Origin of the sequence: Veillonella parvula (genome assembly GCF_040097785.1) — a bacterium.
Lineage (GTDB): Bacteria > Bacillota > Negativicutes > Veillonellales > Veillonellaceae > Veillonella > Veillonella parvula_D.
Genome location: NZ_JBBNNS010000002.1, coordinates 119,615 through 135,105 on the forward strand (window position 1 = coordinate 119,615; position 15,491 = coordinate 135,105).

The 15,491-nt window shown below is 40.3% G+C and carries 10 protein-coding genes; 1 reads left to right on the top strand and 9 read right to left on the bottom strand.

Features of this window, described 5'->3' with window-relative positions; translation table 11 throughout:
* Nucleotides 1–165: 165 nt before the first annotated feature.
* From rpoC to AAA071_RS04695, 3 genes are all read right to left on the bottom strand, one after another.
* A complete protein-coding gene (rpoC, locus tag AAA071_RS04685) occupies nucleotides 166–4,368 on the bottom strand; it encodes a DNA-directed RNA polymerase subunit beta' (protein WP_004693548.1) in 4,203 nt (1,400 codons plus the stop codon).
* A gap of 29 nt (nucleotides 4,369–4,397) precedes the next feature.
* A complete protein-coding gene (gene rpoB / locus AAA071_RS04690) occupies nucleotides 4,398–8,558 on the bottom strand; it encodes a DNA-directed RNA polymerase subunit beta (protein WP_302132495.1) in 4,161 nt (1,386 codons plus the stop codon).
* Nucleotides 8,559–8,889: 331 nt separating this feature from the next.
* Nucleotides 8,890–10,305: an aspartate ammonia-lyase gene (locus AAA071_RS04695; RefSeq protein ID WP_077707626.1), complete on the bottom strand. Its 1,416-nt coding sequence runs from the start codon at nucleotides 10,303–10,305 to the stop codon at nucleotides 8,890–8,892.
* Between the two features lie 283 nt (nucleotides 10,306–10,588).
* Here AAA071_RS04695 and AAA071_RS04700 point away from each other — a divergent pair, with 283 nt between their 5' ends.
* Complete coding sequence (locus AAA071_RS04700; RefSeq protein ID WP_077707627.1) at nucleotides 10,589–12,229, top strand: ArnT family glycosyltransferase; 1,641 nt, start codon at nucleotides 10,589–10,591, stop codon at nucleotides 12,227–12,229.
* Nucleotides 12,230–12,270: 41 nt separating this feature from the next.
* On the opposite strand, the gene rplL is transcribed toward AAA071_RS04700, so the two are convergent.
* The 6 genes from rplL to secE all read right to left on the bottom strand — a co-directional run bounded on the left by rplL (nucleotide 12,271) and on the right by secE (nucleotide 15,467).
* The gene (gene rplL / locus AAA071_RS04705; protein ID WP_008714934.1) at nucleotides 12,271–12,639 is read right to left on the bottom strand and encodes a 50S ribosomal protein L7/L12; all 369 of its coding nucleotides are present in this window, start codon (nucleotides 12,637–12,639) and stop codon (nucleotides 12,271–12,273) included.
* A 70-nt stretch (nucleotides 12,640–12,709) separates the two neighbouring features.
* On the bottom strand, nucleotides 12,710–13,207 hold the full coding sequence (gene rplJ, locus AAA071_RS04710) for a 50S ribosomal protein L10 (protein WP_008714932.1): 498 nt from the start codon (nucleotides 13,205–13,207) through the stop codon (nucleotides 12,710–12,712).
* A 175-nt stretch (nucleotides 13,208–13,382) separates the two neighbouring features.
* Entirely contained in the window at nucleotides 13,383–14,093 is a 711-nt protein-coding gene (gene rplA, locus AAA071_RS04715) for a 50S ribosomal protein L1 (protein ID WP_004693536.1), read from the bottom strand.
* A gap of 76 nt (nucleotides 14,094–14,169) precedes the next feature.
* Entirely contained in the window at nucleotides 14,170–14,595 is a 426-nt protein-coding gene (gene rplK, locus AAA071_RS04720; protein ID WP_004693535.1) for a 50S ribosomal protein L11, read from the bottom strand.
* 101 nt (nucleotides 14,596–14,696) lie between these two features.
* The gene (gene nusG, locus AAA071_RS04725) at nucleotides 14,697–15,233 is read right to left on the bottom strand and encodes a transcription termination/antitermination protein NusG (RefSeq protein WP_004696753.1); all 537 of its coding nucleotides are present in this window, start codon (nucleotides 15,231–15,233) and stop codon (nucleotides 14,697–14,699) included.
* Nucleotides 15,234–15,245: 12 nt separating this feature from the next.
* Nucleotides 15,246–15,467, bottom strand: a complete 222-nt coding sequence (gene secE, locus AAA071_RS04730) for a preprotein translocase subunit SecE (protein WP_004693531.1) — start codon at nucleotides 15,465–15,467, stop codon at nucleotides 15,246–15,248.
* Between the last annotated feature and the right edge of the window lie 24 nt (nucleotides 15,468–15,491).

Genomic DNA, 15,491 nt, shown 5'->3' on the forward strand with positions numbered 1-15,491 from the left:
AGAGACATATAATCATAGAACTCATACACATATATCTCTCAAACCAATAATACCTATAACAAAAAGGTGCACCCCGCAGGTGCACCCTTTTTTATTATGTCGCACAATATCAACTATGCAACAAGCCTATACAATTAATATAGCTTAGACGCTGGTCCGAAGTAATTAATCTTCAGACATAACCTCTTCCGTAATATCAATGATTTCAGGTGTATTTTTTACAACTTCAATCTTACGGTAACGACTCATGCCTGTACCAGCAGGAATCAACTTACCAATAATTACGTTTTCTTTCAAACCCAATAATGGATCGATTTTACCCTTGATAGCAGCGTCGGTAAGAACACGTGTTGTTTCTTGGAAGGACGCAGCGGACAAGAATGAGTCCGTTGCCAAAGCGGCTTTCGTAATACCCAATAGCGTGCGTTTGCCTGTAGCATTTTCACGACCATTGAGAGTAAGACGACGGTTTTCTTCGTCAAAGGTATTAACGTCCACCATATCCCCTGGAAGCATATCCGCATCGCCAGCTGTTTCAATTTTAACTTTATGAAGCATTTGACGAACGATAACTTCGATATGTTTATCGTTAATTTCTACACCTTGGGATTTGTATACTTTTTGTACTTCGTATACGAGGTAACGTTGAGTTGCTTCAGTACCCATGACACGCATGATGTCATGAGGATTGATGGAGCCTTCAGTCAAACGAGCTCCCAAGGATACCACATCCCCGTCTTTAACGATAATGCGGGAGCCGTAAGGAATGAGGTAATCAAGTTCAATACCATCTTCACCAGTGATAAAGATAGTGTTCGTACCTTTCTTACCTTCATTAGGTACAACACGAACTGTACCTTCATTTTCAGCGATGATAGCATTACGTTTTGGTTTACGAGCTTCGAACAATTCTTCGACACGTGGCAAACCTTGTGTAATATCATCACCTGCGACACCACCAGTATGGAATGTACGCATTGTCAACTGAGTACCAGGTTCACCGATGGATTGTGCCGCAATAATACCAACAGCTTCACCAACTTGAACTTGGTTGCCAGTTCCTAGATCACGACCATAGCACTTGCGACATACGCCATATGGGCTACGACAAGTCAATACGGAACGGATTTTTACTGTTTCATAGTGTTTTACAACTTCATCAGCTAACGCCTCTGTGATTTCACCATTAAGAGGAACGATGACTTCGCCAGTTTCCTTGTTAACTAATTCTTCAGCTGCAATACGACCTACGATACGGTCTTTTAATGGCTCGATAACACCAGTACCTTCAACGATAGCTTCCACTTCAATACCGTGGATCTCATTGTTGCGTACTTGTACTTCTTTTACATCGGAGTTAAGGATAGCTTCGATACCTTCTTCAGTGAGACGTGTATCAGCTGGGAAGATTTCTACCCCTTCGCTGTCAACGATTGCTTGTACAGTATCCTTGTTCAACATATTTTGAACCATAGTTTCTTTCAATGTTGCACGGATGCTATCGTCGCTTTCACCAAGAATAATTTTTTGAACCAAGTTAGTATGGTTAATATCGCTATCAGAGCCCAAATGTGCACCGCGCAATGCGATAGATGTAACACCAGCTTCAGCAATATCTGCCAAGCATTGTTCATCCAAGATAGTTTCAGCTGGTACAACAAGTTCCCCTGTTTCAGCATTCACAACATCTTTATCTAAAACGCGACCAATGAGTTTATCTTTAAGCAATTCTAATGCTTGACGTGGAGATGTAGCCAAACGAGCACGTTCACGAACGAGATCGATACCTACAACGTCACAATCGTCCTCACGAACGATTACGTCTTGAGATACGTCAACAAGACGACGTGTTAAGTAACCGGAGTCAGCTGTACGAAGCGCTGTATCGGCTAACCCTTTACGAGCACCATGAGAGGATGTAAAGTAATCCAATACAGTCAAACCTTCTTTAAAGTTTGCTTTAATTGGCAAGTCAATGATTCGACCAGATGGATCGGCCATCAAACCACGCATACCAGCAAGCTGACGAATCTGTTGTTTATTACCACGGGCACCAGAGATAGCCATCATGTAAACAGGGTTAAAGCCGTCTTTATCGCACGCCATATTATCCATCATCGCATCGGTAACATCTTCTGTTGCCTTTGTCCATAATTGGATAGTTTTACGATAACGTTCTTCTTCTGTAATAAGACCACGACGGTACATACGAGATACTTTTTCTACCTCTTGTTCCGCTGTATCTAACAAACTAGTTTTAACTTCTGGTACTTTAATATCAGCAATAGCTACCGTCATACCTGCGCGACGAGCGAAGGAGTAACCCAAGGACTTGATGCGGTCCAATAGTTCTGCTGTTTTTTCATTACCAAACAATTGGAAACATTGATCAACCAATTTACCAACTGTTTTCTTATCCATAACCTTACCTAAAGAGTAAGTGCCATCTTCACGTTTCTCGTATTGCCACAATTCTGGGAATAAAGCATTGTTGAAGATCAAGCGACCTGCTGTTGTTTCTACACGGCCATGATCAGGTAAACGGATATAAAGAATATCTTGCAAACCAATGATATGAGACTCATAGGCAAGCATAACTTCATCATAGGTAGCAAATGTTTTTGCTTTATCACGAGTATCTTCGCGTACAACTGTTAAATAGTATGTACCTAAGATCATATCTTGAGAAGGTACTGCTACCGGCTTGCCGTCCTTAGTGGACAAAATATTATGGCTAGAAAGCATCAATGTACGAGCTTCCGCTTGTGCTTCTACGGACAATGGTAAGTGACACGCCATTTGGTCACCGTCAAAGTCGGCATTGAAGGCTGTACATACTAATGGATGCAATTTGATAGCACGACCTTCCCAAAGGATTGGTTCGAAGGCTTGAATACCAAGTCTATGCAATGTAGGGGCACGGTTCAAGAGAACTGGATGTTCTTTGATTACCTCTTCTAAGGATTCCCATACGCCAGGGCCGATTCTTTCGACTTGGCGTTTAGCGGCCTTAATATTGGATGCTTGACCACGTTCTACCAAGCGTTTCATAACGAACGGTTTGAACAATTCCAATGCCATTTCTTTTGGCAAACCACATTGGTGCATTTTAAGTTCAGGACCTACTACGATTACAGAACGACCGGAGTAGTCAACACGTTTACCGAGCAAGTTTTGACGGAAACGACCTTGTTTACCTTTAAGCATGTCGGACAAGGATTTCAATGGGCGGTTACCAGGACCTGTAACAGGACGACCGCGACGGCCATTATCAATCAATGCATCAACCGCTTCTTGAAGCATGCGTTTTTCGTTGCGCACGATGATATCAGGAGCACCCAAGTCGAGTAAACGTTTCAAACGGTTGTTACGGTTGATAACACGACGGTATAAATCGTTGAGGTCAGATGTAGCAAAACGGCCACCATCTAATTGGACCATAGGACGCAATTCAGGTGGGATTACAGGAACGATGTCCATAATCATCCATTCTGGACGGTTCCCAGATTGACGGAATGCTTCTACTACTTCCAAACGACGAACTGCACGGATTTTACGTTGACCACTAGCAGTGTTCAACTCTTCGCGCAATTCGGCATTCAATGCTTCAAGATCAAGTTCTGATAAGAGAGCTTTTACCGCTTCAGCACCCATGTCGATACATGCGAAGAGAACCTCTTCAGCAGCGCCTAACTCATAGCGTTCTTCGCGAGTTAATTCTTCGTATTCCTTATCAGCTTCTGGTATTGTTGCATCATCACGAAGAGCCGCATTATAGCGCTCTTTGCGTTGTGCTTCACGAACAATAGCTAAACGTTCATTACGTTGAGCCACTGTTTCGATTACGACGGATTTACCACCGATAGTATAACCGTCTTCATTAAATTGAGCTTCGTATTCGCGGTATTCTTGCTCGGACAACAATTGACGTTTTGTCAATGGTGTACCAGCTGGATCTACTACGATGTAGGAAGCAAAGTATAATACGCGTTCCAAAGAACGTGGTGATATGTCAAGGATAAGACCCATACGGGATGGGATTCCTTTGAAGTACCAAATGTGAGATACAGGAGTAGCCAATTGAATATGGCCCATACGTTCACGACGTACTTTCGCACGGGTAACCTCTACACCACATTTGTCGCAGACTACGCCTTTATGGCGGATGCGTTTATATTTGCCGCAGTGACATTCCCAGTCCTTTGTTGGTCCAAAAATGCGTTCACAGAATAGACCATCACGTTCTGGCTTCAACGTACGGTAGTTAATTGTTTCAGGTTTCTTAACTTCCCCATGAGACCAGGATAAAATCTGCTCTGGAGAGGCTAAACCGATTCGCATGGAATCGAATTCATTTACGTCTAGCACTACTATCGCTCCCTTCCTTATAGATAGTTTTAGTCTTCATCGTTAGAGGAGTCGCCCATTGGGTACGCCAATTGGCTAAGGATATCATCTTCACCGCCATTATCAGCTGGTAATTCTTCCTCTTCCTCTACTTCTGGTTCTACTACAGTTACTTCATCAGTTTCTACAGCACTGCCTTCCATAACTTCTTCAATACCAGTTTCTACCACCTCATCTTCGTCCTCAAGTTCTTTCATAACAACTTCTTCTTGATCTTCATTCAAGATTTTTACATCAAGACCGATACTTTGAAGTTCTTTAAGCAATACCTTGAAGGACTCAGGTACACCTGGTTCAGGGATATTTTCGCCTTTAACGATTTTTTCGTATGCTTTCACACGACCAACAACGTCGTCAGACTTAACAGTTAATAGCTCTTGAAGGGTATAGGCTGCGCCATATGCTTCTAGAGCCCAAACTTCCATTTCCCCGAAACGTTGGCCACCGAACTGAGCTTTACCGCCCAAAGGTTGTTGTGTAACAAGGGAGTACGGACCTGTAGAACGAGCATGGATTTTGTCATCAACCAAATGATGGAGTTTAAGCATGTAAACGTAACCAACAGTAACGCGGTTATCCATCGGTTCACCAGTACGACCATCATATAGAACAGTTTTACCATCATCAGGACGACCTGCAATCGCCAATGTTTCGAATACGTCCTTTTCGTGAGCACCATCAAATACAGGTGTAGCAATATGAATACCTGCTACATCTGGTTTTGGCATGCCATATTTGTCAAAATCATAGCCAAGGCTTTCCAACTCTTTGCGAATTTCAACGCGTTTTTCTTCAGCAGAGTGAATGTTGTTAAGAGTATTCTTGACTTTGCTAATTGCCTCTAATTCTTCTACAAGCGCAGGATCCATTTCAGGAGCCTCTTCTTCAGAATCAAAAAATTCTACATGAAGTACATTGTATTTAGCTTCAATAGCTTTAAGCTCTTGGAAACGAGCTTCACCACCCATAGCATCCAATTTCTTTTGCGCTGCTTTTTCTACATGTTTTAAGATTTTAGTTTTCAAAGTAATGATTTGCTCATTTTCTTCGAAATGATTTACCGTAACATCTTCCGAAACTTTCGCTTCCAATGCTTCAATTTGAGCATAAAGGTCGCGGATTGCATCGATTTGTTCCCAGTAAGATGCATCAGTACGGGCTTCTTTCAACACGTTTTGAATGTGAAGGTCTGTAGCTTTAATTTTCATACCTAAGCCTTGAACAGCCCACCCCAAGTGAGTTTCAAGAACTTGACCGATGTTCATACGAGAAGGTACACCCAATGGGTTCAATACGATTTGTACTGGAGTACCATCTGGAAGGAATGGCATATCTTCTTTTCTCATAACGCGAGAAACGACACCTTTGTTACCATGACGGCCCGCCATTTTATCGCCTTCATGAATCTTACGTTTTTGAGCGATATATACGCGAACAAGTTTATTTACACCTGGTTGTAATTCGTCGCCATTTTCACGGGTAAAGACTTTTACATCTACGACTTTACCAGATTCACCATGAGGCACGCGCAAGGAAGTGTCGCGAACTTCACGTTCTTTGTCACCAAAAATAGCACGCAACAAACGTTCTTCTGGAGTAAGCTCAGTTTCACCTTTTGGTGTAGCTTTACCTACAAGGATATCGCCAGGATGTACTTCTGCACCAATGCAGATAATACCATCTTCGTCTAAGTTTTTAAGTGTGTCGTCACCTGTATTAGGCAACTCACGAGTAATTTCTTCAGCACCTAATTTGGTGTCACGAGCATCACATTCGTATTCTTCAATATGAATAGATGTATAGATATCTTCTTTGCAGAGTTCTTCACTAAGCAAGATAGCATCTTCGTAGTTATAACCTTCCCAAGGCATGAACGCTACAAGAACGTTATAACCTAATGCCAATTCGCCGCCATCTGTAGCAGGACCATCAGCCAATACTTGGCCTTTTACAACATGATCGCCACGATTAACGATTGGTTTTTGGTTAAAGCATGTGGATTGGTTAGAACGAAGGAATTTATTCAAACGGTATGTATCAACACGACCATCGCTGTCGCGAAGAACGTGGATTTCATTACCCCAACAACGTACAACTTTACCTGCTTCACGCGCCAATACGCAAACACCAGAGTCAGTAGCTGCTGTATATTCCATACCTGTACCAACAAGTGGTGCTTGAGCGCGCAAAAGTGGTACTGCTTGACGTTGCATGTTCGCGCCCATCAAGGCACGGTTAGCATCGTCATTTTCAAGGAATGGAATCATAGCTGTACCAATGGATACAACTTCTTTTGGACTTACGTCCATATAGTCAACCTTATCCGGTGTAACTTCTAATACGTCATGACCACGACGACAAGCTACGTGTTCAGTTGTGAAGTACCCCTCTGCATCAAGCGGAGAGTTTGCTTGGGCAATTGTCATGCCTTCTTCTTCATCAGCTGTCATATATACTACGCTGTCAGATACGCGCACTTTAACAACTTTATCAGCATCCTTGCCTTTACCATACACTTTTTCTACTTTACGGTATGGTGCTTCGATGAAACCAAATTCGTTTACCTTTGCATAGTTGGACAAAGAGTTGATCAAACCGATATTTGGACCTTCTGGAGTTTCAATAGGACACATACGGCCGTAATGAGAGTGATGCACGTCACGGACTTCGAAGCCTGCACGCTCACGAGATAAACCGCCAGGTCCAAGGGCAGATAAACGACGTTTGTGAGTCAATTCTGCTAATGGGTTTGTTTGGTCCATGAACTGGGACAACTGGGAGGAACCAAAGAATTCTTTGATAGCTGCCACTACAGGGCGAATATTGATCAACGCTTGAGGCGTAATGGATTCAGTTTCTTGAATGGTCATGCGCTCACGAACAACACGTTCCATACGAGTTAAACCGATACGGAATTGGTTTTGCAACAATTCGCCTACGCAACGAAGGCGACGGTTTCCCAAGTGATCAATATCATCTGTATGACCTGCACCATCCATAAGGTTGAGCAAGTAAGAAATGTTAGCGATCATGTCTTCACGTGTTACTGTACGGTGATCATATGGTAAGTTGCAGTTATTACAGATAACTTTGGACTCTACACCATCATTATTTACAATGTAGAATTCAGCGAAACCTTCACCATCGAATACATGGCTATTAGCAACGATATCAAGTTGTTCTTCCCCAACTTGTACGCCTGCATCAAGGATAATTTCGCCAGTTTCTGGATCTACAATTGGTTGAGCCAATGTTTGACCCAACATACGTTGGCGCCAGCCAAGTTTTTTGTTCAATTTGTAACGACCAACGCGCGCTAAGTCATAACGGCGTGCATCGAAGAACAAGTTATCGAACAAGTTGCGAGCAGACTCTACAGTAGGAGGCTCACCTGGACGTAATTTTTTATAGATTTCAACCAATGCTTCATCAGCAGATTGAGTTGTATCTTTTTCTAATGTACGAACGATGCGTTCATCATATACTGGTAAACCATCCTCATCAGTTTTACCATTCCAGAAGAGGTCGAGGATACTTTCATTAGTATCCCAACCTAATGCACGTACCAATACAGTGGCTGGTAATTTACGGTTACGGTCGATACGAACAGCTACCACTTCACTAGCATCTGTTTCAAGTTCAATCCATGCACCACGGTTAGGAATAACTGTGGAATCATACAAACGGTTACCCATTGTATCGATTTCTTTATTGTAGTAAACGCCTGGAGAACGTACCAATTGGGATACGATAACACGTTCTGCACCATTGATGATGAAAGTACCTGTATCTGTCATCAATGGGAAATCGCCCATGAATACTTCTTGTTCTTTAATGTCCATATTTTCTGGATCATTATTTACCAAGCGAATATTTACACGAAGTGGTGCTGCGTAAGTAGCATCACGATTTTTACATTCATTAATATCATACTTAGGTTCACCTAAGCTGAAACCTTCAAAAGAAAGTACTAGATTACCTGAATTGTCTTTAATCGGAGAAATATCGTTGAAAATATTTTGTAAACCACTCTCCAAGAACCACTCATACGATTTACGTTGAATGTCCAATAAATGCGGCATCTTGATAACTTCGTTAATTTTAGCGTACGTATAACGAGTTCGTTTGCCTACCTGTTCAGGTTTGAACATATTTGCTTTCACCCCTATCAAAACACACTGGTCTACCATTTTCTATAACGGCATGAAAAAGACATCTTACAGGTCTCAGTTTTCCTGCTCGGGCAACGTCAAATAAAGCAAGGTCCATTTCATTTTTAAAATAACCTTGCTTCCCATTAACCAAGCACAACCTTGGAAGAAAACCTCATCACTATTTGTGTTATAGTTTTTACATCCAAAAGCAGAAAACGCTACTTTTGCAATATATAATTTTATCAGTATTAAAAAAGACTGTCAACCAAAAGGGTTGACAGTCTTTCATTTTCATGCTCTATTCATGTATCAAAAGAGAACTATAAGATTAGTTACCTTTTTGTTTTAAAAGTTTCGCACCAGCAATACCAGGGCGAGTCATTTCTTTAGGAGAAAGAATATGATTGATTTCATCCTCAGTCAATAAGCCTTGATCCAAGATAATATCACGAATAGCTCGACCAGTTTCATACGCTTCTTTCGCCAATGCAGATGCAGTTTCGTAACCAAGGTGTGGTAACAATGCTGTTACGATACCTACGGAACGGTTCAACCAGTATTCGCATTGTTCACGATCTACTTCAAGATCAACGAGCAATTTATCAACGAATGTATTTACACCATTTTTAAGGTAGCAAAGGTTATTGAACAAGTTGTATGCCAATACAGGTTCCATAACATTTAACTCGAATTGACCATTTTCTACAGCTAATGTAATAGTAAGGTCATTACCGATAACTTGGTAACACACTTGATTCAATACTTCAGCAATAACAGGATTTACTTTTCCTGGCATGATAGAGGAGCCTGGTTGACGGGCAGGCAATTTTAATTCACCAATGCCACAGCGAGGTCCAGATGCCATTAAGCGAAAATCATTTGCCATCTTAATCAACACAAGTGCAGTTACCTTCAAACCGCTAGAGATATCAGCAAATACGTCTGTATTGTTTGTGGCATCGATTAAGTTCTCCGCGGTGTAGAACGGTTCGCCTACTACTTCACTAAGTTCATAAGCTACATCATGAATATAATTAGGCTCAGCATTAAGGCCTGTACCAACTGCAGTGGCACCCATGTTGATTACATGTGCACCTTCAACGGCAGATTTAATGCGTTTAATACCACGACGAATACCAGATGCATAAGCGCCCATCTCTTGGCCCAATGTAATAGGCACCGCATCTTGTAAATGAGTACGTCCCATTTTTAAAATTTCACTATATTCTTCAGCTTTTTTCTCAAGCTCATCAACAAGACGTTGCAAAGCTTCAAGTAACGGTTTAGATTTCAAAATTGCACAAACTTTAATCGCTGTTGGGAAAGCGTCATTTGTAGATTGTGCCATGTTACAGTGATTGTTAGGGCTTACAATATCATAGCTACCTTTTGGATGACCTAAAATTTCACAAGCACGATTTGCCAACACTTCGTTCATATTCATATTCACAGAAGTGCCAGCACCACCTTGAATTGGATCAACTGGAAATTGGTCAGCAAATTCACCTGCAATAACTTCATCAGCTGCTTGAACAATCGCTTTACCGATAGATACATTGAGACGACCTGTTTTCATATTAGCTAAAGCAGATGCTTTTTTTACCATCGCTAGAGCTTTAATAAAATCTTGGTCTAAATGTTTCCCTGTAATATGGAAGTTTTCTAAGGCACGAATCGTTTGCACACCATAATATAACTCATCCGCTACTTCTAATTCACCTAGGAAATCATGTTCTTTTCTCATAATAGATCCTCTTTCCACTATTTCATATATTAGATGATAGTTTAATGAAACGGTTTTATCTTATGCGCTCATTATAGCATGTATTTTGTATACATAAAAGTTATTTCATGTATTCCGAATAAACAATATTCTATACAATATATTATTTCATAAATAATTATTTTTTTGTAATTATCTCCATATTATCTCCATATTTATAAAGGCTCTGTTTTTATCTTTGATTGGTTTAAATATTACACGCCCTATAGTACAATAATATAAACTATGTAAGTAAGGAGTAACTATGATTAACAATCACATGCTGCGCATAGGTGCGCTCTTTTTATTAACCGTTTTGAGCTACGGCTTTTATAATGCCTATTTGCCAATCACTGATCCGGTGGAGTCCAACTATGTTCTCTCCGCCATCACCATGCTAAAACATAACTCATGGATATCCCCCATGATATACGATCACGTATGGTATGATAAACCACCGCTCACCTATTGGGCACTTATGATTACGTACAAACTATTTGGCATATCTGACTTTACATCTCGTATACCAAATACGCTTGTTGCGGGAGCCAGCGTGGCCCTAATGTACCATATAATTTACCGCATATCTAAAAATACTTTTGCTAGTGTACTCTGTGCTATTCTATTAATGAGTACACTACAGTTTTGGTACATATCTCATGCAATTATAACCGACGGATTTCTACTTCTCTTCACCTTAGCTATATTTGGATATAGCTATTTAGCTTTTACCAATAATGACAAGTCAGCTATGGTGAAAGCTTACATTGCTGCTGCCTTAGCTGTAATTACCAAAGGACCTATAGGCATCATCTTGCCCGGCCTGATATTACTCATTTATGTATGCGCTCGCTATATAGTCCATAGAAAAGATGAAAGTTATCAGCTTTCAAAGGATATTAAATTACTATTTAATCCCTTAGGACTATTAGCCTTTATAGCGATAGCTAGCCCTTGGTATATCGCTATGTATTCCATTCACGGTGAGCAGTTTATTTCCGGATTCTTAGGTCTACACAATGTAGATCGAGCTCTTATATCTGAGCATCCTAAATTTAATGTATGGTATTACTATCTATTAATTGTACCCCTTTCACTATTACCATGGACACCTGTAATAGTCTATCATTTAAAAGATCTTAACTGGAAAGATGATTTTGATCTATTAGGTATTATATGGTTTATAGTTATAGTTCTATTCTACTCTCTAGTAGCTACAAAGTATCTAACCTACACATTACCTGCCATTATCCCTTGTATAATATGGGCGGCTGTAAAAATTTGTGAATTAGTTACTGACAAAGAAACCGGTGAATTTACTCAATCATTCAAAAAGTTTAATTATTTAATTACCCTACCACTAGGTATTTACTACATGATTTTTACATTTACTACAGCTTTTGATAAAAGTCTTGATAGTAAACCGTTAATCGTAGGTTCCTTTATTATAGTATGTATGATTTTAATCGGTCGATACTACATAACATCATTTTTTAAACTAGCAATATATGCTTTAGTTCCACTAATTACTTTATACTCAGCTATTACAATTACAGTACCACCAATATTATTTAATCAATCTGGTTTACAGTTTAGAACGTTCATCGAAGATACATCAAAACCAATATATGTATATGGCAGTTACTATACTTCTATTGTATATTACATGGACACTACACCTACCCAAGTTTTTGTAGATACAACAGATGATTCTATATGGACCGAAGGCAAAACATTGATGCCTACAATAACTAAAGAAACATTTCTAAAAGATGTATCAAATAATCGTGGTGCCTATGTCATCGTTCCTAAAAAATATGACAAGGATTTCTCTAATGCATTACCGTATCCAAAGGCAAAATTAGTCAACAAAACAAAACTCGCATCAATTTATAAGCTTCAATAAAAAAGGCGTACCCATAGGGTACGCCTTTAATATGGTTAGAATTATTTCAATTCTACGGATGCGCCAGCTTCTTCTAATTGAGCTTTCAAAGCTTCAGCAGCTTCAGCAGCAACGCCTTCTTTTACAGGTGCAGGAGCACCGTCAACGATAGCTTTAGCTTCTTTCAAGCCAAGACCAGTTGCTTCACGAACAACTTTGATTACGTTGATTTTAGATGCGCCAGCATCTTTCAAGATTACGTCGAAGGAATCTTTAGCAGTGCCGCCTTCAGCACCACCAGCAGCTGCTACAGCTACAGGAGCTGCTGCAGTTACGCCAAATTCTTCTTCGATTGCTTTTACAAGATCATTAAGTTCAAGGATTGTTGCTTCTTTCAATTCAGCAACGATGTTTTCAATGTTCAATGCCATTTTAGATTTCCTCCATAAATTAGTTTATAGTGCCAGCCTCAAGCGGCCAACGAATACTTTGCAAAAAATATTATTCTGCAGGTTTTGCTTCTGCAACAGCTTTGACAGCGTATGCAACATTGCGAACAGGAGCTTGCAATACGGAAAGCAACATGGAAAGCATACCTTCGCGATTTGGAAGAGATGCAATTGCTTTAACGCCTGCTGCGTCCATAACTTCGCCTTCAACGATACCAGCTTTAACTGTTACAACTTCTTTTTCAGTTGCTTTGATGAATTGTTCGATTACACGAGCAGGTGCAACAGCATCGTCTTTAGAAGTAGCCAACGCAGTTGGACCTTCTAAATGCTCAGAGAAACCTTCAAGATTCAATTCGTTTGCAGCGATACGAGTCAAAGTATTTTTGATTACTTTGTATTCAACACCTTCAGCCAACATTTTGCGACGAAGATCAGTTGCTTGCGCAACAGTTAAACCAGAGTAACCAATCAATACAGCACCTTTTGCTTCAGAAAGAGTTTCTTTCATTTGAGCAACGATTGCTTTTTTTGATTCAGTGACAGCCATTAGATTACCTCCTTGTAGATTTTTTTGGTGCTCTATGTACTATCTTAGCGTAAAAACGACCCCATCGCACGCGATGAGGTCGTAACTAGTCCTAGGTTGTTCTAGTGTCAGCCTCAGCGGGCGGATTTTCATCCATTATACATACCAGCCGTCTACAGCTAAGAGACATATTTAATTATTGCTCTTTAGAAACAGTGCTCAATTTGAACACGTTCAAAGGTACACCAGGGCCCATTGTAGCGGACAAGGTTACAGATTTAATGTATTGACCTTTAGCTGCTACAGGTTTAGCCTTGATAATAGTATCAACGATTGTACGGTAGTTGTCAAGTAATTTTTCTTCATCGAAAGATGCTTTACCGATAGAACAAGAGATAATACCTGCTTTATCAGTACGGTATTCGATTTTACCAGCTTTGATTTCGTTTACTGCACGAGCAACGTCTGGAGTTACTGTACCAACTTTAGGGTTTGGCATCAAGCCTTTAGGACCCAAGATTTTACCAAGACGGCCAACTTGACCCATCATGTCTGGTGTAGCAACTACTACGTCGAAGTCGCTCCAACCACCTTGGATTTTAGCTACTAACTCTTCAGAACCTACGAAATCTGCACCAGCTTCTTCAGCTGCCTTAATATTGTCGCCTTTTGCGAATACAAGAACGCGTTTAGTTTTGCCAGTACCATGAGGCAATACTACTGCACCACGAACTTGTTGATCAGCGTATTTAGGGTCGACATTCAAGTTGAAAGCAATTTCAACTGTTTCATCGAAATTTGCAGTTGCAGTTTTCTTAACCAACTCAATTGCTTCTACTGGTTCGTAGAATTTACCAGCTTCAATAAGTTTTACTGCTTCAGCGTATTTCTTACCTACTTTTGCCATTATAATATCCTCCTTATGTGGTCAAACGGGAATTCCCTCCCACCGATTTGCGCCTTATGCGCAAGTCGTACGCTTATTAGTCAACGATTTCAATGCCCATGCTGCGAGCAGTACCTTCCACCATGCGCATACCTTGTTCTACGGTATTAGCATTCAAGTCAGGCATTTTCAATTCAGCAATTTCACGAACTTTATCGCGACCTACTTTTGCTACTTTATCACGGTTAGGTACACCAGAACCTTTTGGAATACCTGCAGCTTTTTTCAACAATACTGCAGCTGGTGGAGTCTTAGTGATGAAGTCGAAGCTACGATCTTCATATACATTAATAACTACTGGAATAATTAAGCCAGCTTGTTTAGCAGTGCGTTCGTTGAATTCTTTTGTGAAAGCAACGATATTAACACCTGCTTGACCTAGTGCAGGACCAACTGGTGGTGCTGGAGTAGCTTTAGCGGCTTCAATTTGTAGTTTTACTTGTTTAACTAATTTCTTAGCCATGGGTAATTAAACCTCCTATGCTTATACTGTGGTGGTAACGGATATACATCCTCCCACTGGCAACCAAAATCGATTGCTCTTTTTAGAGTTATATTTATATATTAAAGAGCTTTCTCAACTTGAGAGAACTCTACCTCTACCTCGGTATCTCGATTGAACATTTCCACACTAAGTTTCAATGTTCCTTTTTCAGGGTTAAGTTCGGTAATAACACCTAGTTTATCTTCAAAGGCACCGGACGTAATGCGAACCGTTTCACCAACTTCTACATCAACGTTAATGGTTGGTTTCTTATCCAAGCCCTGAGACTTAAGTATATGTTCTACTTCGGAATCAGAAAGTGGAACTGGTTTTGTAGCAGAGCCAACGAAACCTGTTACACCTGGCGTGTTGCGTACAACATACCAAGAACGGTCATTAACTTCCATTTCCACCAATACATACCCAGGAAATATCTTACGTTTTACTACTTTTTTAACCCCATCTTTTTCATCTATTTCGTCTTCAAGAGGCACCAAAATTCGGCTGATCACATCTTGTAGCCCCATAGATTGAACTTTAAGTTCAAGAGTGGTTTTTACTTTATTTTCGTAGCCTGAATAGGTATGAATTACATACCACTTCTTATCTGCTTCCATGTAATGGCCCCCTTATCCAACAAAGTGCAACAACGTATTAAAAAGTTGGGCAAAGAGTCCATCAAGCACAGAAATAATCAAAGCGATGAATATGGTCACTAAGAATACTACTATTGTGTAATTGATAAGCTCTTTTTTTGTTGGCCAGACTACTTTTTTTAGTTCAGCTTTCACACCGCGGAAGAATTTTCCAAATCCACCACGCTGCTGCACTGCTGAGTTAGACTTTGCCATTGTGTTTCACATCCTCAAATCAAC

Excerpts from the sequence above, each read along its gene's own strand:
- rpoB (WP_302132495.1), bottom strand. The coding sequence starts at position 8,558 with ATGTTCAAACCTGAACAGGTAGGCAAACGAACTCGTTATACGTACGCT.
- AAA071_RS04695 (WP_077707626.1), bottom strand. The coding sequence starts at position 10,305 with ATGAGAAAAGAACATGATTTCCTAGGTGAATTAGAAGTAGCGGATGAG.
- AAA071_RS04700 (WP_077707627.1), top strand. The coding sequence starts at position 10,589 with ATGATTAACAATCACATGCTGCGCATAGGTGCGCTCTTTTTATTAACC.
- rplL (WP_008714934.1), bottom strand. The coding sequence starts at position 12,639 with ATGGCATTGAACATTGAAAACATCGTTGCTGAATTGAAAGAAGCAACA.
- rplJ (WP_008714932.1), bottom strand. The coding sequence starts at position 13,207 with ATGGCTGTCACTGAATCAAAAAAAGCAATCGTTGCTCAAATGAAAGAA.
- rplA (WP_004693536.1), bottom strand. The coding sequence starts at position 14,093 with ATGGCAAAAGTAGGTAAGAAATACGCTGAAGCAGTAAAACTTATTGAA.
- rplK (WP_004693535.1), bottom strand. The coding sequence starts at position 14,595 with ATGGCTAAGAAATTAGTTAAACAAGTAAAACTACAAATTGAAGCCGCT.
- nusG (WP_004696753.1), bottom strand. The coding sequence starts at position 15,233 with ATGGAAGCAGATAAGAAGTGGTATGTAATTCATACCTATTCAGGCTAC.
- secE (WP_004693531.1), bottom strand. The coding sequence starts at position 15,467 with ATGGCAAAGTCTAACTCAGCAGTGCAGCAGCGTGGTGGATTTGGAAAA.